Source organism: Streptomyces griseus subsp. griseus (genome assembly GCF_003610995.1).
In the GTDB taxonomy this organism is placed as follows: Bacteria; Actinomycetota; Actinomycetes; order Streptomycetales; family Streptomycetaceae; genus Streptomyces.
The window spans coordinates 2,107,097-2,130,031 of record NZ_CP032543.1 but is presented as its reverse complement, the minus strand read 5'-3'; the positions used below and the strand labels follow the sequence as shown (position 1 = coordinate 2,130,031).

Genomic DNA, 22,935 nt, shown 5'->3' with positions numbered 1-22,935 from the left:
CGCCGGCGGACCGGCGCTAACATGCCCGTGTACTGATCACCAGCGAACGAGGAGGCCCGGCGCCATGGCGGGAGAGCCGCAGACCGACTGCCTGTTCTGCAAGATCGTCTCGGGGGACATCCCGGCGACCATCGTCCGCGAGAGCGACACGACCGTCGCCTTCCGCGACATCAACCCGCAGGCCCCGACCCACGTCCTGGTCATCCCCAAGGTCCACTACCCGGACGCCGCCTCGCTGGCCGCCGCCGAACCGCAGATCGCCGCCGACGTGCTGCGCGAGGCCGGAGCTGTCGCCGCCGACGAGAAGGTGGACTCCACCGGCTACCGGATCATCCTCAACACCGGCTCCGGCGCCGGCCAGACCGTCTTCCACGCGCACGCCCACGTCCTGGGGGGCCGCGGCCTCCAGTGGCCGCCCGGATAACCCTTCCCGTACAGCAGCACCGCAGGAGCGTTTCCCCATGTCCGTACGCGAGCTGGTGGTGCTCGGCACCGCCAGCCAGGTCCCCACCCGGCACCGCAACCACAACGGTTATCTGCTGCGCTGGGACGGCCAGGGCATCCTCTTCGATCCCGGCGAGGGCACCCAGCGCCAGATGCTCCGGGCCGGGGTCGCCGCGCACGACATCGACCGGATCTGCGTCACCCACTTCCACGGCGACCACTCCCTCGGGCTCGCCGGGGTGATCCAGCGCATCAACCTGGACCAGGTCCCGCACCCCGTCACCGCGCACTACCCGGCGAGCGGGCAGCACTTCTTCGACCGGCTGCGGTACGCCACCGCCTACCGCGAGACCGTTCAGCTGACCCAGGCCCCGGTCGCCGGAACCGGCGGGGTCCTCGCCGCCACGGACTCGTACACGCTGGACAGCCACAAGCTCTCGCACCCCGTCGAGTCGTACGGCTACCGCCTCACCGAGCCCGACAGCCGCCGCATGCTGCCCGCCCTCCTCAAGGAGCACGGCATCGCCGGACCGGACGTCGGCCGCCTCCAGCGTGCGGGCGCCCTCGGCGGCGTCACCCTGGAGCAGGTCTCCGAGCACCGGCGCGGGCAGCGGTTCGCGTTCGTCATGGACACCCGGCTCTGCGACGGGGTGTACGCGCTCGCCGAGGGGTGCGACCTGCTCGTCATCGAGTCCACCTTCCTGGACGAGGACGAGAAGCTCGCCACCGACCACGGCCATCTGACCGCGGGCCAGGCCGCCCGGGTGGCGAAGGAGTCAGGCGTGCGCCACCTGGTGCTGACCCACTTCTCGCAGCGCTACGGCGACCCCGAACTCTTCGAGACCCAGGCGCGCGCCGCCGGGTTCGACGGCGAACTCACGGTCGCGCAGGACCTGATCAGAGTCCCGCTCCCTCCCCGGCACCACTGAACCACCGCCATCCGAAAAAGCCGCACCACCGTTTGCGAGACACCGTGCACCTCCCCAAGGCAGAACTCCACCTCCACATCGAAGGCACCCTCGAACCCGAGCTGGCCTTCGCGCTCGCCGAACGCAACGGGGTGACCCTGCCGTACGCCACCACCGACGAGCTGCGCAGGGCCTACCAGTTCGAGGACCTCCAGTCGTTCCTGGACCTCTACTACGCGCTGATGGCCGTGTTGCGGACGGAGGAGGACTTCACCGAACTCGCCGACGCCTACCTCGCCCGCGCCGCCGCCCAGGGCGTCCGCCACGCCGAGATCTTCTTCGACCCGCAGGCCCACACGGCTCGCGGCGTCCCGATCGGCACGGTCATCGAGGGGCTGAGCCGGGCGCTGGAGCGCAGCGAGGAGACCCACGGCATCTCCACCCAGCTCATCCTGTGCTTCCTGCGCGACCTCTCCGCCGAAGCCGCCCTCGGCACCCTGGACGCGGCCCGCCCCTACCTCCACCGGATCAGCGCGATCGGCCTGGACTCCGCCGAGGTCGGCCACCCGCCCGCCAAGTTCCAGGAGGTGTACGAGGCGGCCACCGCGCTCGGCCTGCGCAAGGTGGCCCACGCGGGGGAGGAGGGGCCGCCGGAGTACATCCGCCAGGCCCTGGACGTCCTCGGGGTGGAGCGGGTCGACCACGGGCTGCGGTGCATGGAGGACCCGGAGCTGGTGGCGCGGCTGGTCGCGGACCGGGTGCCGCTGACGCTCTGCCCGCTCTCCAACGTACGGCTGCGCACGGTCGGCACGCTGAAGGACCACCCGCTGCCGGAGATGATGGCCGCGGGCCTGCTCTGCACGGTGAACTCCGACGACCCCGCCTACTTCGGCGGGTACGCCGGGGACAACTTCGACGCCGTACGGGACGCGCTCGCCCTGGAGCCGGAGCAGCTGCGCACCCTGGCCCGCAACTCCTTCGAGGCGGCCTTCCTCGACCACGACGAGGAGCGCCGGGCGCGCTATCTGTCCGAGGTCGAGGCGTACGCGTTCGACTGACCGGGACCGCCGTCCGGACCGGCCGTCCGGATCGCGCTGCGCACCAGCCGCCTGCGCCGTACGCGGAGTTCGGTGACGGCCTGTTCCGGTGAGCCGAGTTTCGGCACGGCACCGGAGAGGCTGCCGGTGGTGGCGGCCAGCAGGGCGGCCGGGGCGCCACCACGGCGGCGGACCGAGCCGGGCACCAGCGGGCGGCCACCGGTGTGCAGGGCCACGGCGGTGACGGGCGCGGCGACCAGGAGGGTGGCCGCGCCGAGGATCAGCCCCATCGCCGGGTAGCCGGCCTCCTCGGAGAGCACACTGCCCAGGAGCGGGCCGCAGGCCACGCCCACGGAGGAGGCCGAGCCCGCCAGGACCGCCCAGCGGCCGCGTACGTCCAGGGAGGCGGCCAGGCCGATCAGATAGGAGAGCACCACCGGGTAGACGGTGTTCCACAGGATCTCGCCGGTCGCGAACGAGCCGAGGTCCCGGGCCGAGGAGCTGACCACGATGCTCCCCGCGATCACCACGGTCCCGAGCCCGATCGGCACCGCCCGGCCCGCCCGGGCGCCGAGCACCCCGGCGCCCATGACGCCCAGCAGCCCCGCGCCGAGTGCGGCGGCGAACACCGCGCCGACGGTCACCTCGGTCAGCCCCGCCTGGACCACGCCGATGCGGCTGCTGACGCCCAGAGCGCGTTCTGCGCCATGGACCAGACGAGCATGCCGCCCGCCAGGACGAGACCGGAGCGGCGGTGCGGCAGCCGGCCGGTGATCCGGGAGGTGGACTCCTCGGGTGCGGTGGGGCCGTTCAGCCGGCTGGTCGCGGGCCAGACGAGCAGGGCGACGAGCGCGATCGCGGCGAACGGGAGCCGGTGGCCGCCGCCGAGGTGCGGGATCGTCAGATAGAGGGCGCCCGCCGTGGCGGAGACGGTGAGCAGCCCGAGCGAGGAGGTCCGGTGCGGGTCGCGCTGCGCGGCGATCCCGGCCGCCGCGACCGCCGTCGCCGCCCCCGAACCGAAGCCGCCGACCACCACGGAGGCCACCACCAGCGGCACGGACCCGGCCAGCGCCGCGGAGCCGTACCCCACGGCGGCCAGCACCAGACCGGCCCGGGCCGGGGTACGGGACCCGTACCTCTCGACCCGGCCCGCCAGCGTGAACCCGGCACTCGCCGAGCTCAGCAGCAGCGCACTGCCGACCAGGCCCGCCTGAGCGGGGGTCAGCCCTAGATGGACGCTGAGGCGGCCGACGATGGTGGGGAGCAGGTAGGAGGCGAGGTAGCCGGCGGTGAAGACGGCGACCAGCGGCCACGCGGCACGGCGCGAGGACATGGGCGTTCCTGAAGACATGCCTGAGCAGGCAGGGAGGGAGGGGGAGATGACGCGGGCGCGCCCGAGGAGGGCAGCGCGAAGCAAGCGGGGGAAGGCGAAAATGAGGGGAGATGCAGCGAGATACGCGGAGATACGGGAAGGTACGGCGAGATGAGCGGGATTGCGGCTCTCGTCGGACAACATCCCGAAGGTGCTCGCGGGGCAATTTGTATCAAGCGCTCCCGGCCGACCGAAAGCCACCCCGATGTGATCTGGGTCACTTATGCGTTTATGCACTCGGAACCCGGGTATCAGCGCATGTTTATGCAGGTCAGGATGGCATGTCGCTCCCTCCCTGATCGGCGGGGAGGCGCCGCCCCGGACCGCGAATCGGGCAGACTGGCCGGATCTCACACTGTCCAGATCTGCCGCACGGCCGGGGAGCCCACGGTGAGCACTGACCTTCCAGGGATCGACCCGCTGCTGGCGCTGCGCGCCCCGCAGGACCCCGCCTGCGACGTCTTCCTGACGGGGACGGTCTTCCTCGACATCATCTTCACCGGCCTCGACAGCGCCCCCGTGCGCGGCACCGAGTCCTGGGCCCGGGGGATGGGCTCCAGCCCCGGCGGCGTCGCCAACATGGCCACCGCGCTGGCCCGCCTCGGCCTGCACACGTCGCTCGCCGCCGCCTTCGGCGACGACCACTACGGCGAATACTGCTGGGACGCCCTCGAACAGGGCGAGGGCATCGACCTGTCGATGTCGCGCACCGTCCCCGGCTGGCACTCCCCGGTCACGGTCTCGATGGCGTACGAGGGTGAACGCACGATGGTCTCCCACGGCCACGAGGCCCCGGCGCCCGCGGCGCCCGGTGACGGGGAGGCCCCCGCGCCCGCGTCGTCGGCCGTTCCGGGGCAGGGTCCCGCCGCCCCGGGCCGGACCGGCACGGCCGGCGCCCCTCCCGCAGGCACCCCGGACCCCGCCTTCCCCCAGTGCCCGCCGCGTGCCCGTGCCGCCATCGCCTCGCTCGTCCCCGGCCGCAGCGAACCCTGGGTGGCCACCGCCGCCCGGCACGGCGCGCTGATCTTCGCCGACGTCGGCTGGGACGAGACCGGCCGCTGGGAGCTGGACGCGCTGCCCGACCTGGCGCACTGCGAGGCCTTCCTGCCCAACGCGGAGGAGGCGATGCGCTACACCCGTACCGACTGTCCGCGCGCCGCCGCCCACGCGCTGGCCGAACGCGTCCCGCTGGCCGTCGTCACCCTGGGACCCGAGGGCGCGTACGCCGTCGACGGCCGCACCGGCGTCGGCGCCCAGGTGCCCGCCATCGAGGTGGAGGCCCTCGACCCGACCGGCGCCGGGGACGTCTTCGTGGCCGGGTTCGTCACCGGCACCCTCGCCGGCTGGCCGCTCGCCGACCGGCTCGCCTTCGCCGGGCTGACCGCCGCCCTCTCCGTCCAGGAGTTCGGCGGCTCGCTCTCCGCACCCGGCTGGGCCGAGATCGCCGCCTGGTGGCAGCGCATCCGCACCTGCGAGAGCCAGGACCCCGCAGCCCTGGAGCGGTACGCGTTCCTGGAGGAGCTGCTCCCCGCCACGGCCCGCGCCTGGCCGCTGCGGCGCGCGGTCCCCACGATCGGCTTCCGGCAGTGAGGCGGGGCGCGTCGTACACACGGGCGGTAAAAGCGCTCTGCGTTGTCACTGCCAGGTCGTAGGCTGGGTAATCCAGAGGTTGTCGAGCAGCGAGAACCCTGCAACGGGAGGTATGCGCAGGCCCGAGGGCCGGCCCATGACTCAGACACCCACACAGCCGCAGGCGCGTGCCCAGATCCGGATCCCGGCCGCACACCCCATGGTGATGCTCCTCGGATCGGGTGACTCGCTGTTGCGCGTGATCGAAGAGGCCTTCCCGGCGGCCGACATCCATGTCCGGGGCAACGAGATCAGCGCCACGGGCGAGGCGGCCGACGTCGCCCTCATCCAGCGCCTGTTCGACGAGATGATGCTCGTGCTCCGCACCGGAGCGTCGATGACGGAGGACGCAGTGGAACGGTCGATCGCCATGCTCAGGGCGGCCGGCACCGGCGAGGGAGACCCCCAGGGCGAGACACCCGCCGAGGTGCTCACCCAGAACATCCTCTCCAACCGCGGCCGCACCATCCGCCCCAAGACGCTCAACCAGAAGCGGTACGTCGACGCGATCGACGACCACACGATCGTCTTCGGGATCGGCCCCGCGGGCACCGGAAAGACCTATCTGGCCATGGCCAAGGCGGTCCAGGCGCTCCAGTCCAAGCAGGTCAGCCGCATCATCCTGACCCGCCCGGCGGTCGAGGCGGGGGAGCGGCTCGGCTTCCTCCCGGGCACGCTCTTCGACAAGATCGACCCGTATCTGCGTCCGCTCTACGACGCCCTGCACGACATGCTGGACCCCGACTCGATCCCGCGCCTGATGGCGGCGGGCACGATCGAGGTGGCGCCGCTGGCTTATATGCGGGGTCGCACGTTGAACGACGCGTTCATCATCCTCGACGAGGCGCAGAACACCAGCGCCGAGCAGATGAAGATGTTCCTCACCCGCCTCGGCTTCGACTCCAAGATCGTCATCACCGGTGACATCACCCAGGTCGACCTGCCGAGCGGCACCAAGAGCGGGCTGCGGCAGGTCCAGGAGATCCTGGAGGGCCTGGAGGACGTGCACTTCTCCCGCCTCACCTCCCAGGATGTCGTCCGGCACAAGCTCGTCGGCCGTATCGTCGACGCGTACGAGAAGTACGACAGCCGAAACGGTCAGCAGGACGGTCAGGCGGACGGCCGGGAAGACGGCCGACGCGACCGCCGAAAAGGGAAGTAGTCGCAGCGCACCATGTCGATCGACGTCAACAACGAGTCCGGAACCGAGGTCGACGAGCAGGCGATCCTCGACATCGCCCGCTACGCACTGGCCCGGATGCGGATCCACCCGCTGTCCGAGCTCTCGGTGATCGTGGTGGACACCGACGCCATGGAGCAGCTGCACATCCAGTGGATGGACCTCCCCGGTCCGACCGATGTCATGTCCTTCCCGATGGACGAGCTCCGTCCGCCGGCCAAGGACGAGGAGGAGCCCCCGCAGGGGCTCCTCGGTGACATCGTGCTCTGCCCGGAGGTCGCGAAGAAGCAGGGTGAAGAGGCGCCGACGCAGCACTCCATGGACGAGGAGCTCCAGCTCCTGACCGTCCACGGGGTGCTGCACCTGCTGGGGTACGACCACGAGGAGCCGGACGAGAAGGCCGAGATGTTCGGCCTCCAGGCGGCCATCGTGGACGGCTGGCGCGGTGAGCACGGGCTCACCGGCGCTTCTCCCGCCCCCACCGTCTCGTGATCGCGCCCCTGATCACCGGAGCCGTCCTGCTGGTCGTCGTCGGCTGGCTGGCCGCCTGCGCCGAGGCGGGGATCGCCCGTACGTCGAGTTTCCGGGCGGACGAGGCGGTCCGGGCCGGGCGGCGCGGCAGCGCGAAGCTGGCGCAGGTCGCCGCCGATCCGGTGCGCTATCTCAACGTCGCCCTGCTGGTGCGGGTCGCCTGCGAGGTGTCGGCCGGGGTGCTCGTCACCTATGTCTGCCTGCAGAAGTTCCCGGAGACCTGGGAGGCGCTCGCCTTCGCGATGGGCGTGATGGTCCTCGTCAGCTATGTCGCCGTCGGGGTCTCCCCGCGCACCATCGGCCGCCAGCACCCGCTGAACACGGCGACGGCCTCGGCGTACGTCCTGCTGCCGCTGGCCCGGATCATGGGCCCGATCCCGCAGCTGCTGATCCTCATCGGCAACGCGTTCACCCCCGGCAAGGGGTTCCGCAAGGGCCCGTTCGCCAGCGAGGCCGAGCTGCGCGCGATGGTCGACCTCGCCGAGGCGGAGTCGCTGATCGAGGACGACGAGCGCCGTATGGTGCACTCTGTCTTCGAGCTGGGCGACACCCTGGTCCGCGAGGTCATGGTGCCCCGCACCGACCTGGTCTCCATCGAGCGCTACAAGACGATCCGTCAGGCCCTCACCCTCGCTCTGCGCTCCGGCTTCTCCCGGATCCCGGTCACCGGCGAGAACGAGGACGACATCGTCGGGATCGTCTACCTCAAGGACCTGGTCCGCAAGACCCACATCAACCGCGAGTCCGAGGCCGACCCGGTCTCCACCGCGATGCGCCCCGCCGCCTTCGTCCCCGACACCAAGAACGCCGGGGACCTGCTGCGCGAGATGCAGCGGGACCGCAGCCATGTCGCCGTAGTCATCGACGAGTACGGCGGCACGGCGGGCATCGTCACGATCGAGGACATCCTGGAGGAGATCGTCGGCGAGATCACCGACGAGTACGACCGCGAGCTGCCGCCCGTCCAGGAGCTGGAGAACGGCTGCTACCGGGTGACCGCGCGCCTCGACATCGGGGACCTCGGCGACCTCTTCGGACTCGACGAGTACGACGACGAGGACGTGGAGACCGTCGGCGGACTGCTCGCCAAGGCGCTCGGCCGGGTCCCGATCGCCGGCGCGTCGGCCGTCGTCGACCTGCCCGACAGCCGCAAGCTCCGGCTCACCGCCGAGTCCACGGCCGGCCGCCGGAACAAGATCGTCACGGTGCTGGTGGAGCCCCAGGAACAGGAAGCGGAGACGGAGACGGAGACGGTATGACGCCCGAGCGGCTGCGCGCCTTCTGCCTGGAGTTCAACGCGAGCGTGGAGGAGTTCCCGTTCGGCCCGGAGGCCTCGGTCTTCAAGGTGCTCGGCAAGATGTTCGCCCTCACCACGCTGGAAGCCCGCCCGCTCACGGTCAACCTCAAGTGCGACCCGGACGAGGCGGTCCGCCTCCGTGAGGAGCACCCGGCGGCCGTCGCGCCCGGCTGGCACATGAACAAGCGCCACTGGAACACGGTGACGGTCTCCGGCGTCCCGGACAAGCTGCTGCGCGAACTGATCGAGGACTCCTACGACCTGGTGGTCGCCGGCCTCCCGAAGGCGGAGCGGCTCCGGCTGGACCGGCCGTAGGACGTACGCGTACGGGACGGGCCGGGGTGCTTGATCCCGGCCACCCGACCGCTTCGTATGCTCGTGCCATGACCGACACCACCAACGCCGCCGGCCTCGACGCCGAGGACCGCAAGATCGTCACCCTGGCGCGCAGCGCCCGCGCCCGCAACGGTGTGGCCGAGGGCGCCGCCGTACGGGACGAGACGGGACGTACGTACGTGGCGGGCACCGTGGCGCTGGAGTCGTTGAAGCTGAGCGCCCTGCAGACCGCCGTCGCGATGGCGGTCGCCAGCGGCGCCACCTCGCTGGAGGCCGCCGCCGTGGTCTCCGCCGCCGAGACCCCGGCCGACGCCGACCGCGCCGCGGTACGGGACCTGGGCGGGCCACAGACCCCGGTGTTCCTCGCGGGCCCGGACGGCACCCTGCGCCTTCGGGTCACGGCGGGCTGACAGGCCGGGCCGGGGCGGTTCCGCACGGTGCTGCGGCGCGCCCCCGCCGTGCCTTCCGGCGGCTTCGCCGGGCCCTCCCGCCCGGCCTTCCGCCCCGCCCGGCGGACCGCTGTGCGGGAGCGCCGCCGGGATCGGGGAGAATGGTCGCCATGAGCGCTCGCCCGAACCAAGAATCCGCTGCCCCGCAAGCGGAGACCACCTCCCCCCACCGGGCCGGCTTCGCCTGCTTCGTGGGCCGCCCCAACGCGGGCAAGTCCACCCTCACGAACGCTCTGGTCGGCCAGAAGGTGGCGATCACCTCCAACCGCCCCCAGACCACCCGGCACACCGTGCGGGGCATCGTGCACCGTGACGACGCGCAGCTGATCCTGGTCGACACCCCCGGCCTCCACAAGCCGCGCACGCTCCTCGGCGAGCGGCTGAACGACGTGGTGCGCACCACCTGGGCCGAGGTCGACGTCATCGGCTTCTGCCTGCCCGCCGACCAGAAGCTGGGGCCGGGCGACAAGTACATCGTGAAGGAGCTCGCGGGGATCAGGAAGACCCCCAAGATCGCCATCATCACCAAGACCGACCTGGTCGAGTCCAAGGCGCTGGCCGAACAGCTCCTCGCCGTCTCCGCCCTCGCGGACGAGCTGGGCTTCGAGTGGGCCGAGATCATCCCGGTCTCGGCGGTCAAGGACCAGCAAGTGGGCCTGCTCGCCGACCTGATCGCCCCGCTGCTCCCGGAGAGCCCGCCGCTCTACCCGGAGGGTGACCTCACCGACGAGCCGGAGATGGTCATGGTCGCGGAGCTGATCCGCGAGGCCGCGCTGGAGGGCGTACGCGACGAGCTGCCGCACTCCATCGCCGTCGTCGTCGAGGAGATGCTGCCGCGCACGGACCGCCCGGCGGACAAGCCGCTGCTGGACATCCACGCCAACGTCTACATCGAACGCCCCAGCCAGAAGGGCATCATCATCGGCCCGAAGGGCAAGCGGCTGAAGGAAGTCGGCACGAAGTCGCGCAAGCACATCGAGGCGCTCCTCGGCACGCCCGTCTTCCTCGACCTGCATGTGAAGGTCGCCAAGGACTGGCAGCGCGACCCGAAGCAGCTGCGGAAGCTGGGCTTCTAGCCGCGCCCGAACGGATGCGCCGGTCTCACGCGCCTTCCTTGAGGACGCGTGAGACCAGCGTGCGCTGGGCCCCGGTCAGATCGGGGTCAGCGCAGTACACGGTGCGGTCCCCGGCCGTGATCCGGTAGCGGAACCCGTCCGGCACCCCGGACGGCGGCGCGTCCGGGGCGGTGGCGAGGACCTCATCGGCGAGCGACTCCCACTCCACCGCGTCCTGACGGCCCTCGGTGTCGACCTCGTGGTGGCGGGAGATGCCGGCGAAGCCGCCGGTGCGGGTGACCTGAATGCGCATGGGGTCCTGTCTGGCCGGGGCCGGTCGAACGCTGAGGGCCTGCCTCGTGAGCCTGCCCCGCCTACGCGATGAGCCTGCCCTCCTCCGTGGTGGCCACGCCCTCCTACTCCGTCTCCACCCCCACTTCGGACCAGGCCTTCAGGACCGCCTCCTTCTCCCCGCGCTCCCCGAAGCGGTCGCCGGCCGCCGCGACCGTCAGCCGGGCGAACTCCGCGAAGTCCGCGGTGGCCGTCAGCTCGCCGCCGGTCAGCACGTCGAACCAGATCTGCCCGGCCCGCTCCCAGGCGTTGCCGCCGAGCGCGGTGGCCAGCAGGTAGAAGGCGCGGTTGGGGATGCCGGAGTTGATGTGGACCCCGCCGTTGTCCTCCTCCGTCTCGACGTAGTCCTCCATCGAGCCGGGCTGCGGGTCCTTGCCGAGCACATCGTCGTCGTACGCCGTGCCCGGGGCCTTCATCGACCGCAGGGCGTCCCCGCTGACGCGCGGGGCCAGCAGTCCGGCGCCGATCAGCCAGTCGGCCTGCTCGGCGCTCTGGCCGAGCGAGAACTGCTTGACCAGAGCGCCGAAGACGTCGGAGACGGACTCGTTGAGCGCGCCCGACTGGCCTTCGTAGCGCAGGTTGGCGGTGTACTGGGTGAGGCCGTGGGCCAGTTCGTGGGCGATGACGTCGATGGCGTAGGTGAAGTCGAGGAAGATCTCCCCGTCACCGTCGCCGAAGACCATCTGCTCGCCGTCGAAGAACGCGTTGTTGTACTCGTGGCCGTAGTGGACGGAGCCGATGAGCGGCAGGCCCTTGCCGTCGATCGAACTGCGTCCGTAGGCGGAGAGCAGCAGTTCGAAGGTGGCGCCGAGTCCGGCGTACGCGCGGTTGACGCTGGCGTCCGAGGTGGGCTTGTCGCCCTCGTCGCGGACCTTGGTGCCCGGCAGCGATGTGCCGTTCTCGCAGTCGTACAGGGTGCGGTGGGGCTTGGTGGGGACCGCGCCCGCCGTGGGGGTGGCGGGCGCGGCGGCCAGGGCCGTCAGCCGACGGCGGTTGCGGCGGAGGCCGTCGGCCTCCAGGGTGCGGCGGGCCGGATCGGCGAGCCGGGCGTCGCCGGAGTGCGACAGCTTGTCGAGGACGTGGGGCGGCACGATGGTGCAGAAGACGGGGTGGGGCCCGTCACCGTTGGTTCGAGGGTGCATAGGAACGACTGTGGCACTCCGTCACCGTGCTGTCACTGGTTGCAACGATGATTGACGAAATGGAGTGATGAGTCATCGTTTTCCCCTCATCGATGCCCGGTCCCGCATACTGATACGGACCGACACCCCGGGCCACCCTCGGCTAGGCTCGTCGCATCATGCGTTTCGGGCTGCTTCTCCTTAGCTGCCGCGGTGAGGGCCTGTAGTCGTAGGCCGACCCCCTCCCCGCGGAGTCTGGTGCTGCAGCGACACCGTCGGCCGACCCCATGTCGGACCCCGAGGAGCCCTACGCCATGACCACCCCTGTGAACCCCGCGAGCAACGCCGTCGGCCGCCCCACCCCCATCACCAACGCGACGCAGCTCCAGAAGCCGTCCGGGATGCCGGTCCACAAGTACCGCGGTTACGAGGCCGTGGACATCGCCGACCGCACCTGGCCGGACAACCGGATCACCGTGGCGCCCCGCTGGCTGTCCACCGATCTGCGCGACGGCAACCAGGCGCTGATCGACCCGATGAGCCCCGCCCGCAAGCGCGAGATGTTCGACCTGCTCGTACGCATGGGCTACAAGGAGATCGAGGTCGGCTTCCCGTCCTCCGGCGAGACCGACTTCGCCTTCGTCCGCTCCATCATCGAAGAGGGCGCGATCCCCGAGGACGTGACGATCTCCGTCCTGACGCAGGCCCGCGAGGAGCTGATCGAGCGGACCGTGGAGTCGCTGGCCGGCGCCCGCCGGGCCACCGTCCACCTGTACAACGCGACCGCCCCCACCTTCCGCCGCGTCGTCTTCAGGGGCTCGCGCGAGCAGGTCAAGCAGATCGCGGTGGACGGTACGCGGCTGGTCATGGAGTACGCCGAGAAGATCCTGGGCCCCGAGACGATCTTCGGCTACCAGTACAGCCCGGAGATCTTCACCGACACCGAGCTGGACTTCGCCCTGGAGGTCTGCGAGGCGGTCTGTGACGTCTGGCAGCCCGAGGAGGGCCGCGAGATCATCCTCAACCTGCCCGCCACCGTGGAGCGTTCGACGCCCTCCACCCACGCGGACCGCTTCGAGTGGATGTCGCGCAACCTGACCCGCCGCGAGCACGTCTGCCTGTCGGTCCACCCGCACAACGACCGGGGTACGGCGGTGGCGGCGGCCGAGCTGGCGATCATGGCCGGGGCCGACCGCATCGAGGGCTGCCTGTTCGGCCAGGGCGAGCGCACGGGCAACGTCGACCTGGTGACCCTGGGGATGAACCTGTTCTCGCAGGGGGTGGACCCGCAGATCGACTTCTCGCAGATCGACGAGATCCGCCGCACCAGCGAGTACTGCAACCAGATGGAGATCCACCCGCGCCACCCCTACGCGGGCGACCTGGTCTACACCGCCTTCTCCGGCTCCCACCAGGACGCCATCAAGAAGGGCTTCGACGCGATGGAGAAGGACGCGGCGGCCCAGGGGAGGACGGTCGACGAGATCGAGTGGGCCGTGCCGTACCTGCCGATCGACCCGAAGGACGTCGGCCGCTCCTACGAGGCCGTCATCCGGGTCAACTCGCAGTCCGGCAAGGGCGGTATCGCGTACGTCCTGAAGAACGACCACAAGCTGGACCTGCCGCGCCGGATGCAGATCGAGTTCTCCCGGATCATTCAGGCCAAGACCGACGCCGAGGGCGGCGAGGTGACGCCGACGCAGATCTGGTCCACCTTCCAGGACGAGTACCTGCCGAACGCCGAGAACGCGTGGGGCCGAATCCAGCTGCGCTCCGGCCAGACCACGACGGACACCGACGGCCGGGACACCCTGACCGTCGAGGCCACCGTGGACGGTGTGGACACCGTCCTGACCGGTACGGGCAACGGCCCGATCTCGGCGTTCTTCGAAGCGCTGCAGGCCACCGGCATCGACGCCCGGCTGCTGGACTACACCGAGCACACGATGAGCGAGGGGGCCAGCGCCCAGGCCGCCTCGTACATCGAGTGCGCGATCGACGGCAAGGTGCTGTGGGGCATCGGCATCGACGCCAACACCACCCGCGCCTCGCTCAAGGCGGTCGTCTCCGCGGTCAACCGCGCCTCGCGCTGATCCGGCCGGACGCCCCTCGTACGGACGTCCGCTTCGCCCCGTACGGCAGCAGTCCCCGAACCCCGATCGCCCGCTCCGGACGGTCGGGGTTCGGCCATATTCCTAGGGTTGTGGCCTCCGGGCTACTGACGCGACCTGGCGCATGTGGCTAACATCACGTCCAACACACGGCAATGTTGCCGGAGCGTTACGGAGGTGTGCGACGTGCGGTCAGCCAAAGGACAACGCGCTCTGAGGCCGGTCTTCTGCGGCATCCGCACGGTCTGGGACGCCGTCGGCGACGGCGCCTTCTTCTGCCCCGGCTGCGGCGGCGACCGCAACTACCGCCGCCTGACCGGCCGTCGCCGGCTCACCGTCCTCGGCATCCCGCTGGCCCGCCGGGGCGAGACCGGGCCCGTCGTGGAGTGCGCCGCCTGCCGTGCCCGCTTCGCCCCTGACGCCCTGGACCACCCCACCACCACCCGGTTCTCCTCGATGCTCCGGGAGGCCGTCCACACCGTCACCCTGGCCGTCCTAGCGGCCGGCGGGACCACCTCCCGCACGGTCCTGGACACCGCGGTCGGGATCGTCCGGGACGCCGGACTCGACGACTGCACCCAGGAGCAGCTGTACACGGTGGTGGAGGTGCTCGCCGCCGACACCGGCTACGGCTCCGGGGCCGACCCGGCGGCCGAGGCGTGCGGCCCGACCCTCGCCATCGAGCTGCACGAGGTGCTGGCCCCGCTCGCCCCGCACCTGGTCACCCCCGGCCGCGAGTCGGTCCTCCTCCAGGGCGCCAGGATCGCGCTCGCCGACGGCCCCTACAGCCCGGCCGAGCGCGAGGTCCTGACGGCGGTGGGCGGCGCCCTGCTGCTCCCGGCCGACGACACCGCCCGCCTGCTCGCCGCAGCCGCCCGCACGCCCTCCTAGCGCCTCCTGGCGACGTACAGGGCGTACAGGCGTCCGGGGGTGCGCGACAATGGCCCCATGAGCTTGTTCCGGGACGACGGCGTCGTGCTGCGTACGCAGAAACTGGGCGAGGCCGACCGGATCATCACGATCCTGACCCGCGGCCACGGCCGGGTCCGGGCTGTCGCCCGGGGGGTCCGCCGCACCAAGTCCAAGTTCGGTGCCCGGCTGGAGCCCTTCTCCCATGTCGACGTGCAGTTCTTCGCGCGCGGCAGCGAGCTGATCGGCCGCGGCCTGCCGCTCTGCACCCAGAGCGAGACCATCGCCCCGTACGGCGGCGGGATCGTCGCCGACTACGCCCGCTACACGGCGGGCACCGCGATGCTGGAGACCGCCGAGCGGTTCACCGACCACGAGGGCGAACCGGCCGTCCAGCAGTACCTGCTCCTCGTCGGCGGTCTGCGCACTCTAGCCCGGGGCGAGCACGCGCCCCATCTGATCCTGGACGCGTTCCTGCTGCGCTCGCTCGCGGTGAACGGGTACGCGCCCAGCTTCGAGGACTGCGCCAAGTGCGGGATGCCGGGTCCCAACCGGTTCTTCTCCGTCGCGGCGGGGGGCGTCATATGCGGTGACTGCCGGGTCCCCGGCAGCGTCGTACCCTCGGCACAGGCACTCGAACTGCTGAGCGCGCTGCTCAGCGGCGACTGGGCGACGGCGGACGCGTGCGAGGCGCGTCATGTCAGGGAGGGGAGCGGGCTGGTGTCCGCCTATCTGCACTGGCATCTGGAGCGCGGCCTGCGCTCGCTGCGGTACGTGGAGAAGTGACGCGGGCCCCGGAGCACGTCGAGCGGTGACGCGGTTCGTAGAGAAGTGACACAGGGAGACTGAGAACCTCATGGCAGTACGCGGGATCCTCGGCGGCCGTAACCGGCGCACCTACAAGACCCCCGAGCCGCACCCCTCGGGCGCGACGCCCCCGAAGATCCCCGGTGAGCTGGTGCCCCAGCACGTCGCCGTCGTGATGGACGGGAACGGCCGCTGGGCCAAGGAGCGGGGTCTGCCCCGCACCGAGGGCCACAAGGTCGGTGAGGGCGTCGTGATGGACGTTCTCAAGGGGTGCATCGAGATGGGCGTCAAGAACCTCTCGCTCTACGCCTTCTCCACGGAGAACTGGAAGCGCTCGCCGGACGAGGTGAAGTTCCTGATGAACTTCAACCGCGACGTGATCCGCCGCCGCCGCGACGAGATGGACGAGCTCGGTATCCGGATCCGCTGGGTGGGCCGTATGCCCAAGCTGTGGAAGTCCGTCGTCCAGGAGCTCCAGGTCGCCCAGGAGCAGACCAAGGACAACGACAGGATGACGCTGTACTTCTGCGTCAACTACGGCGGCCGCGCCGAGATCGCGGATGCCGCGCAGGCCATCGCCCGGGATGTGGCGGCCGGCAAGCTCGACCCGTCCAAGGTGAACGAGAAGACCGTCGCGAAGTACATGTACTACCCGGACATGCCGGACGTGGACCTCTTCGTGCGTCCCAGCGGCGAGCAGCGCACCTCGAACTACCTGATCTGGCAGAGCGCGTACGCCGAGATGGTCTTCCAGGACGTCCTGTGGCCGGATTTCGACCGTCGGGACCTGTGGCGGGCCTGCCTGGAGTACGCCCAGCGCGACCGCCGCTTCGGCGGGGCGGAAGCGGTGGAGGCCGCGGAGAAGTGACGTAGAACGCGGAGGAGGGCCCCTGTACGCGTACAGGGGCCCTCCTCCTTACGTTCGCGCGCCTACTTCTTGCTCGCGGCGCACTCCGCACACGTGCCGAAGATCTCGACGGTGTGCGCGACGTTCACATAGCCGTGCTGGGCGGCGATCATCTCGGCCCACTGTTCGACCGCGGGCCCCTCGACCTCCACCGCCTTGCCGCAGAGCCGGCAGACCAGGTGGTGGTGATGGTCACCGGTGGAGCACCGCCGGTAGACGGCCTCGCCCTCGGTGGTGCGCAGGACGTCGACCTCACCCGCGTCCGCGAGGGACTGAAGGGTCCGGTAGACCGTGGTCAGGCCTACGGAGTCGCCGCGGTGCTTGAGAACGTCGTGCAGCTCCTGGGCGCTGCGGAACTCGTCCACCTCGTCGAGGGCCGCCGCCACCGCCGCCCGCTGCCGGGTGGACCGGCCGCGTACCGGCGCTGCGTTCGTGCCACTGATCGGCGCCGTGGCCACAGGTGCCTCCTCGTGTCGCCCGTACATGTGTCGGGCCATTGTGCCAGCCCGCCCGGGCGCCGCACTCAAACGCGCACGTCACCCGAGGACCGGCGGGCTCCCGGTACCTCCAGGGTGCACTCGGCCCCCTTCGCCTCGCTCGCCCGGGCCCGGCGCCGGGCGAGCGGAGCGGCGAGCGCGGTCAGCGCGACGAACACCGCGATGGCCAGCAGCACGATCGTCGCGCCCGGCGGGACGTCCTGGTAGTACGAGGTCACGGTGCCGGTCAGGGTCACGGCCGTGCCGATCACCACGGAGAGCACGAACGTCACCTTGAAGGACTTGGTGATCTGCTGGGCGGCCGCCACCGGCACCACCATCAGCGCGCTGACCAGCAGCAGCCCGACGACCCGCATCGCGACGGTCACCGTCACGGCGGCGGTCACCGCGACCAGCAGGTTAAGCACCCGCACCGGCAGCCCGGTGACCCGGGCGAACTCCTCGTCCTGGCTGACCGCGAACAGCTGCCGCCGCAGCCCCACGGTGACCAGCACCACGAAGGCCGCCAGCACGCAGATCGCGATGACGTCGGACTGGGAGACGGTGGAGAGCGAGCCGAAGAGGTACGAGGTCAGGTTGGCGTTCGACCCCGTGTCGGAGAGGTTGATCAGCATGACGCCGCCCGCCATGCCCCCGTAGAAGAGCATCGCCAGGGCGAGGTCGCCGCGCGTGTGCCCGTACCAGCGGATCAGCTCCATGACGACCGCACCGGCCACCGCGACGGCCGTGGCCATCCAGACGGGGCTGGTGGAGAGCAGGAAGCCGAGGCCGACACCGGTCATCGCGATGTGCCCGATGCCGTCGCCCATCAGGGCCTGGCGGCGCTGCACCAGGTAGATGCCGATGGCGGGCGCGGTGATGCCGACCAGGACGGCCGCGATGAGCGCCCGCTGCATGAAGGGAGGGTTCAGGAATTCGAGGAACATCAGGTCAGCAGTCCCGTCCGTACGGGCTCGGCGGCCGCGTGGGGGTGTACGTGGTCGTGGCCGGGCAGCGCGTGCTGGCCGAGCGCCTCCGGCGGCGTCCCGTCGTGCGTCACACAGCCGTCGCGCAGGACCACGGCCCGGTCGATCAGCGGCTCCAGCGGGCCCAGCTCGTGCAGCACGAGGAGCACCGAGGTGTTCAGGGCCACCTGCTCGCGCAGGGTCGCCGCCAGGATCTCCTGGCTGGCCAGGTCCACCCCGGCCATCGGCTCGTCCATGATCAGCAGTTCCGGCTCGGCGGCCAGGGCGCGGGCGATCAGCACCCGCTGGTGCTGGCCGCCGGACAGGGCGCTCACGGAGTCCTTGGCGCGGTCGGACAGGCCCACCAGGTCGATGGCCCGGTCCACGGCCGCCCGGTCCGCCTTCCCGGGCCACCGCAGCCGGGTACGGGCCAGCCGGCCCGAGGCGACGACCTCGCGGATGGTGGCGGGCACCCCGCCGGCGGCCGTGGTGCGCTGGGGCACGTAACCGATCCGGCCCCACTGGCGGAAGCGCCGCAGCTCGGTGCCGAACAGTTCGACGGTGCCGCCGGTCAGCGGGACCTGGCCGATGGCGGACCGTACGGCGGTGGACTTGCCGGAACCGTTGGCGCCGAGCAGGGCGACGACCTCGCCGCGGTGCACGGTGAGGTCCACCCCGCGCAGCACGGGGCGCGCGCCGAGGGTGGCCGTGGCGCCGCGCAGGCTGACCACGGGTTCACGGGTACCCCCGGGCCCGCCGGTGGTGCCCACGGGCTCGCGGGTGGTGCTCTCACGCTCCGGCACGAGCGCCTCCGATCCGTACGTCACAAGTGGTGCGGGTCACTTCGCGCCGAGTGCCTTCCTCAGCGCGACGAGGTTGGACTCCATGACCTCGATGTAGTCAGCGCCCTGGGACTTCTTCGTGATTCCCTCCAGCGGGTCCAGGACGTCGGTCCTGAGCCCGGTGTCCTTCGCGAGGGTCTTCGCGGTCTTGTCGCTGGCGAGCGTCTCGAAGAAGACCGTGGTGGCCTTCTCCTTCTCCGCGATGGTGTGCAGCTCCTGGATGCGCGCGGGGGTCGGCTCGGCCTCGGGGTCGATGCCCGCGATGCCCTGCTGGGTGAGCCCGTAGCGCTCGGCGAGGTAGCCGAAGGCGGAGTGGGTGGTGATGAAGGTCGTGGTGGCGGTGTTCTTCAGCCCGGTCCCGTACGCCGTGTTCAGCTTGTCCAGCTCGCCGACGAGGGCCTCGGTGTTCTTCTTGTAGTCGGCGGCGTGGTCGGGGTCGGCCTTCTCCAGCGACTTGCCGACACCCTTGGCGACCTCGGCGTACTTCACCGGGTCCAGCCAGATGTGGGGGTCGGCGCCGCCCTCCTCGCCGTGGTTGTGGCCGTCGCCCTCGGCGTGCTCCTCGTGGGCCTCTTCCTCGCCCTCGTGGCCGTGCTCGTCCTCGTGCTCATGGCCGTGGCCGCTGACCTCGGCGCCGTGGTTCTCCAGCGTGGTGAGGGTCGCGGCGTCGACGGTGTTCTTCACGCCGGACTGCTTGATCGCGTCGTCCACGGCGGGCTGGACGCCCTTGAGGTACAGCACGTAGTCGGACTCGCTGATGGAGCCGATCTGGCGGGGGGTGAGCTCCAGGTCGTGCGGCTCCACGCCCGGCTTGGTGAGGCTGGTGACGGCGACGTGCTCGCCGCCGATCCGCTCGGCCAGGAACTGCATCGGGTAGAAGGACGCGGTCACCTTCAGCTTGTCGCCGTTGCCCCCGTCCGCCGCGTCGGAGGTGGAGCAGGCCGAGAGAGCGGTCAGACCGAGGACGACTGCTCCGGCGACGGCGGTGATGGGTATGAGGCGGCGTACGTTCATGACAGTCATTTTCAACAAAAGTGGAAACGATTGTCAACAAGGCTGATGAGATGCCCGGAAGATCACGAGGTGGCGGTACGAGGTCGCGTGCACCCTTCTGCCGATTTGATGCACGGGGTGTGCGCGCCGGTAACCTGAGCCCTTCGCCGTTCGTCATCGTCGTATGAAGAGAGCACCGTGGCCGCCGACAAGATCGACACCATCGTCAGCCTGAGCAAGCGCCGTGGCTTCGTCTACCCCTGCAGTGAGATCTACGGTGGCCAGCGCGCCGCCTGGGACTACGGACCGCTGGGTGTCGAGATGAAGGAGAACCTGAAGCGTCAGTGGTGGCGCTACATGGTCACCTCGCGCGAGGACGTGGTCGGTCTCGACTCGTCGGTCGTCCTGGCCCCGGACGTCTGGGTCGCCTCGGGCCACGTCGCCACCTTCTCGGACCCGCTGACCGAGTGCACCTCCTGTCACAAGCGCTACCGCGCCGACCACCTGGAGGAGGCGTACGAGGAGAAGCACGGCAAGGCGCCGGTCAACGGTCTCGCCGATCTCAACTGCCCCAACTGCGGCAACAAGGGCACCTTCACCGAGCCCAAGCAGTTCTCGGGTCTGCTCTCCACCCACCTCGGCCCGACCCAGGACTCCGGCTCGGTCGCCTACCTGCGCCCCGAGACCGCCCAGGGCATCTTCACCAACTTCGGCCAGGTGCAGCAGACTTCCCGCAAGAAGCCGCCGTTCGGCATCGCGCAGATGGGCAAGTCCTTCCGGAACGAGATCACTCCGGGCAACTTCATCTTCCGGACCCGTGAGTTCGAGCAGATGGAGATGGAGTTCTTCGTCAAGCCGGGCGAGGACGAGGAGTGGCAGCAGTACTGGATGGACCAGCGCTGGAACTGGTACACCGAGCTCGGCCTGCGCGAGGAGAACATGCGCTGGTTCGAGCACCCGCAGGAGAAGCTCTCCCACTACTCCAAGCGCACCGCGGACATCGAGTACCGCTTCAGCTTCGGCGGCAGCGAGTGGGGCGAGCTGGAGGGTGTGGCCAACCGCACCGACTACGACCTCAAGGCGCACTCCAAGGCCTCGGGCACCGACCTCCAGTACTACGACCAGGAGGCCGGCGAGCGCTGGACGCCGTACGTCATCGAGCCCGCGGCCGGTGTCGGCCGCGCGATGCTGGCGTTCCTGCTGGACGCCTACGTCGAGGACGAGGCGCCCAACGCCAAGGGCGTCATGGAGAAGCGCACCGTGATGCGCCTCGACCCGCGCCTGGCGCCGGTCAAGGTCGCGGTCCTGCCGCTCTCCCGCAACCCGCAGCTCTCGCCGAAGGCCAAGGCCCTGGCGACCGATCTGCGCAAGAACTGGAACATCGAGTTCGACGACGCGGGCGCCATCGGCCGCCGCTACCGCCGCCAGGACGAGATCGGCACCCCGTTCTGCGTCACCGTCGACTTCGACACCCTGGACGACAACGCGGTGACCGTGCGCGAGCGCGACACGATGAAGCAGGAGCGCGTCTCCCTGGACCAGATCCAGGCGTACCTCGGCGCCCGTCTGATCGGCTGCTGACAACTCCCGTACGTGCGCCCGTAGGCGCGTGAGGCCCCCGGTTCCGGGTACGGAACCGGGGGCTTCGTCGTACGGTCCACCGGAGCCCCCGCCGCCGTCCCGGGAGGTTCGCGATGCCGTCGATCACCAGCAGCAAGGTCACCAGATGGGACCAGCACGGCCGTGAACACGTCGTGCGGGTGAGGAAGTCGGGCATCGCGCGCGAGCTGACGTGTGCCACCTGCGGCTGGCGCCTCTCGGCCCAGTTCCTTCCCTGGCTGAAGGCCCAGGAGCACCTGACCGAGGCCCACCAGGCCACGGTCGACCCGACCGCCTGAAAACCTGGTGCGGGGTGCTCCGGGAGCGGGCTACCGTTCCGGCATGTCTTCGTTCTTCCAGATCTACGAGTGAGAGCGCGGCGGGTGAGTCCGACCCCGCCGCCACGGGTCCGGCGTGACCGGCCCCTTCGACCTTTCCTGACTCACTTCTCATCACCACGAATGGGAGAACACCGTGGCCAAGAGCCGCAACAACCTCCTCGGCGTCGGAGGGCAGCGAAAGAAGCTGTCCCGCGCCGACCAGCAGGGCGCGGGTTCCGCGCGAGGCGCCGACCGCAAGGCCGCCGAGGACAAGAAGCAGGAGCTGGTGCGCAAGATGCGCGAGCGCGCCGAGGCGCAGGCGGCCACGACCGCCGCCGAGCCGGGCGAGCAGGACACGCCGCCCGCGCAGGGCTGACGCCTGAAGCCCGAGCGGTAGCCGAACGACGGTGGGCCCGGATCATCCACGATCCGGGCCCACCTCCGTTTCCCCTAGCCTGGCCCGAACGGGCGTTCTTCGGAAGGAAGTTGTGCACATGGAGCGAACCGATCGGGACGACGTGGACCGGGGTGACGGGGTGGGCGCGCCTCTGGAGCCGGTGGACTGGGTCGACGTACCCGCGGGGGACCTGTGGCGTGGCACCCCGGCGGACGAGGTGGCGGAGGTGGCCCGCCGCTACGCCGCCACCGGGGTTCCTGAGGACTGGTACCGCAAGGAGGCCCCGCGCACCCGGGTCCGGGTGGACGCCTTCCGGATCGCCCGCACCCTCGTCACGGTCGGGCAGTGGCGGCCGTTCGCGCGGGAGACCGGCCGGCCGGAGCCGTCCGGTGCCCCCGCCGACCACCCCGTGACCGGGGTGGGCCACGACGAGGCGGTGGCGTACTGCCGTTGGCTGGGGGAGCGGACCGGTGAGCCCGGTCTCCGGCTGCCGACCGAGACCGAGTGGGAGCGCGCCGCACGGGGGGACGACGGGCGGGAGTTCCCGTGGGGTGACGAGTACCGCACCGGACTGGCCAACCTCGTGGACCTCGGTCTCGGCACCACCACGCCGGTCGGTGCCTTCCCCGAAGGAGCCGGCCCCTTCGGGGTGCTGGACCTGGCGGGCAACGCCGACGAGTGGACCTCCACCCTCTACGCCCCCTACCCCGGCGCGCCGGCCGGGGTCCCGGAGACCGAGGACTGGGCCTTCGACCGGCACATCACCCGGGGCGGCTCGTTCCGCCACGACCGGGACCTCGCCCGCTGCGCCCGTCGGCACGGGGTGTACGAGGCGGATCTGGCGGCGGTCGGTGTCGGCTTCCGGCCGGCGGCTCCGGCCCGGTGACCGGGGCGCGGGG

Annotated in this window: 24 protein-coding genes and 1 pseudogene; 18 read left to right on the top strand and 7 right to left on the bottom strand. The window is 70.9% G+C overall.

All coding sequences use genetic code 11. The annotated features are described in order from the left end of the window. Positions 1-64 precede the first annotated feature (64 nt). The 3 genes from D6270_RS09905 to D6270_RS09895 are packed head-to-tail and all read left to right on the top strand — an operon-like array spanning position 65 to position 2,410. Positions 65-424, top strand: a complete 360-nt coding sequence (locus D6270_RS09905) for a histidine triad nucleotide-binding protein (RefSeq protein WP_030563432.1) — start codon at positions 65-67, stop codon at positions 422-424. Positions 425-461: 37 nt separating this feature from the next. Then, positions 462-1,373: a ribonuclease Z gene (locus D6270_RS09900; protein WP_109165749.1), complete on the top strand. Its 912-nt coding sequence runs from the start codon at positions 462-464 to the stop codon at positions 1,371-1,373. Between the two features lie 44 nt (positions 1,374-1,417). Next, on the top strand, positions 1,418-2,410 hold the full coding sequence (locus tag D6270_RS09895) for an adenosine deaminase (protein ID WP_109165750.1): 993 nt from the start codon (positions 1,418-1,420) through the stop codon (positions 2,408-2,410). Here D6270_RS09895 and D6270_RS09890 read toward each other — a convergent pair. Continuing rightward, positions 2,374-3,722, bottom strand: a pseudogene (locus tag D6270_RS09890) (MFS transporter). The gene D6270_RS09895 and the pseudogene D6270_RS09890 sit on opposite strands and share 37 nt — an antisense overlap. A 429-nt stretch (positions 3,723-4,151) precedes the next feature. Here D6270_RS09890 and D6270_RS09885 point away from each other — a divergent pair. The 7 genes from D6270_RS09885 to era all read left to right on the top strand — a co-directional run bounded on the left by D6270_RS09885 (position 4,152) and on the right by era (position 10,259). Further along, positions 4,152-5,351: a carbohydrate kinase family protein gene (locus tag D6270_RS09885; protein WP_109165752.1), complete on the top strand. Its 1,200-nt coding sequence runs from the start codon at positions 4,152-4,154 to the stop codon at positions 5,349-5,351. A gap of 136 nt (positions 5,352-5,487) precedes the next feature. Next, positions 5,488-6,552 (top strand): PhoH family protein, encoded by a 1,065-nt coding sequence (locus D6270_RS09880; RefSeq protein WP_109165753.1) that lies wholly within the window; start codon positions 5,488-5,490, stop codon positions 6,550-6,552. 12 nt (positions 6,553-6,564) lie between these two features. Beyond that, positions 6,565-7,062: an rRNA maturation RNase YbeY gene (ybeY, locus tag D6270_RS09875; RefSeq protein WP_109165754.1), complete on the top strand. Its 498-nt coding sequence runs from the start codon at positions 6,565-6,567 to the stop codon at positions 7,060-7,062. Next, positions 7,059-8,360, top strand: a complete 1,302-nt coding sequence (locus tag D6270_RS09870) for a hemolysin family protein (protein WP_109165755.1) — start codon at positions 7,059-7,061, stop codon at positions 8,358-8,360. Before ybeY ends, D6270_RS09870 begins: the two co-directional genes overlap by 4 nt. Next, entirely contained in the window at positions 8,357-8,713 is a 357-nt protein-coding gene (locus tag D6270_RS09865; RefSeq protein WP_109165756.1) for an MmcQ/YjbR family DNA-binding protein, read from the top strand. Before D6270_RS09870 ends, D6270_RS09865 begins: the two co-directional genes overlap by 4 nt. Positions 8,714-8,781: 68 nt before the next feature. Continuing rightward, positions 8,782-9,144: a cytidine deaminase-like protein gene (locus D6270_RS09860; protein ID WP_109165757.1), complete on the top strand. Its 363-nt coding sequence runs from the start codon at positions 8,782-8,784 to the stop codon at positions 9,142-9,144. A gap of 140 nt (positions 9,145-9,284) precedes the next feature. After that, the gene (gene era / locus D6270_RS09855) at positions 9,285-10,259 is read left to right on the top strand and encodes a GTPase Era (RefSeq protein WP_376203885.1); all 975 of its coding nucleotides are present in this window, start codon (positions 9,285-9,287) and stop codon (positions 10,257-10,259) included. A gap of 25 nt (positions 10,260-10,284) precedes the next feature. On the opposite strand, the gene D6270_RS09850 is transcribed toward era, so the two are convergent. Both D6270_RS09850 and D6270_RS09845 read right to left on the bottom strand, forming a co-directional pair. Further along, a complete protein-coding gene (locus tag D6270_RS09850) occupies positions 10,285-10,551 on the bottom strand; it encodes a protealysin inhibitor emfourin (protein ID WP_109165759.1) in 267 nt (88 codons plus the stop codon). 103 nt (positions 10,552-10,654) lie between these two features. After that, positions 10,655-11,731, bottom strand: coding sequence for a M4 family metallopeptidase (locus D6270_RS09845; RefSeq protein ID WP_109165760.1), 1,077 nt, complete (start codon positions 11,729-11,731; stop codon positions 10,655-10,657). A gap of 293 nt (positions 11,732-12,024) precedes the next feature. On the opposite strand from D6270_RS09845, the gene leuA reads away from it, so the two are divergent. The 4 genes from leuA (at position 12,025) to D6270_RS09825 (ending at position 16,405) form a co-directional block, all read left to right on the top strand. Beyond that, entirely contained in the window at positions 12,025-13,803 is a 1,779-nt protein-coding gene (gene leuA / locus D6270_RS09840) for a 2-isopropylmalate synthase (protein WP_109167513.1), read from the top strand. A gap of 204 nt (positions 13,804-14,007) precedes the next feature. Further along, positions 14,008-14,712 carry a tellurite resistance TerB family protein gene (locus D6270_RS09835; protein WP_109165761.1) on the top strand — a complete coding sequence of 235 codons (705 nt, stop codon included), beginning with the start codon at positions 14,008-14,010 and terminating at the stop codon, positions 14,710-14,712. Between the two features lie 57 nt (positions 14,713-14,769). Next, a complete protein-coding gene (gene recO / locus D6270_RS09830; protein ID WP_026241394.1) occupies positions 14,770-15,516 on the top strand; it encodes a DNA repair protein RecO in 747 nt (248 codons plus the stop codon). 70 nt (positions 15,517-15,586) lie between these two features. After that, positions 15,587-16,405, top strand: a complete 819-nt coding sequence (locus D6270_RS09825; RefSeq protein ID WP_109165762.1) for an isoprenyl transferase — start codon at positions 15,587-15,589, stop codon at positions 16,403-16,405. Between the two features lie 62 nt (positions 16,406-16,467). Here the strand turns inward: D6270_RS09825 and D6270_RS09820 are convergent, their stop codons facing one another. The 4 genes from D6270_RS09820 to D6270_RS09805 all read right to left on the bottom strand — a co-directional run bounded on the left by D6270_RS09820 (position 16,468) and on the right by D6270_RS09805 (position 19,741). Then, a complete protein-coding gene (locus tag D6270_RS09820) occupies positions 16,468-16,902 on the bottom strand; it encodes a Fur family transcriptional regulator (protein ID WP_030563397.1) in 435 nt (144 codons plus the stop codon). Between the two features lie 65 nt (positions 16,903-16,967). Further along, positions 16,968-17,867, bottom strand: a complete 900-nt coding sequence (locus D6270_RS09815) for a metal ABC transporter permease (RefSeq protein ID WP_109165763.1) — start codon at positions 17,865-17,867, stop codon at positions 16,968-16,970. Further along, positions 17,867-18,688 (bottom strand): metal ABC transporter ATP-binding protein, encoded by an 822-nt coding sequence (locus tag D6270_RS09810; protein WP_391039355.1) that lies wholly within the window; start codon positions 18,686-18,688, stop codon positions 17,867-17,869. The genes D6270_RS09815 and D6270_RS09810 overlap by 1 nt, the downstream gene beginning before the upstream one ends. A gap of 36 nt (positions 18,689-18,724) precedes the next feature. Beyond that, positions 18,725-19,741 carry a metal ABC transporter substrate-binding protein gene (locus D6270_RS09805; RefSeq protein ID WP_109165764.1) on the bottom strand — a complete coding sequence of 339 codons (1,017 nt, stop codon included), beginning with the start codon at positions 19,739-19,741 and terminating at the stop codon, positions 18,725-18,727. A gap of 177 nt (positions 19,742-19,918) precedes the next feature. Here D6270_RS09805 and D6270_RS09800 point away from each other — a divergent pair, with 177 nt between their 5' ends. From D6270_RS09800 to D6270_RS09785, 4 genes are all read left to right on the top strand, one after another. Further along, positions 19,919-21,301, top strand: a complete 1,383-nt coding sequence (locus tag D6270_RS09800) for a glycine--tRNA ligase (RefSeq protein ID WP_109165765.1) — start codon at positions 19,919-19,921, stop codon at positions 21,299-21,301. A 113-nt stretch (positions 21,302-21,414) separates the two neighbouring features. Then, positions 21,415-21,618: a hypothetical protein gene (locus D6270_RS09795; RefSeq protein ID WP_109165766.1), complete on the top strand. Its 204-nt coding sequence runs from the start codon at positions 21,415-21,417 to the stop codon at positions 21,616-21,618. A 175-nt stretch (positions 21,619-21,793) separates the two neighbouring features. Continuing rightward, positions 21,794-22,015: a DUF6243 family protein gene (locus D6270_RS09790; protein WP_109165767.1), complete on the top strand. Its 222-nt coding sequence runs from the start codon at positions 21,794-21,796 to the stop codon at positions 22,013-22,015. A gap of 118 nt (positions 22,016-22,133) precedes the next feature. Then, positions 22,134-22,922 carry a formylglycine-generating enzyme family protein gene (locus D6270_RS09785; protein WP_109165768.1) on the top strand — a complete coding sequence of 263 codons (789 nt, stop codon included), beginning with the start codon at positions 22,134-22,136 and terminating at the stop codon, positions 22,920-22,922. Positions 22,923-22,935: the final 13 nt, after the last annotated feature.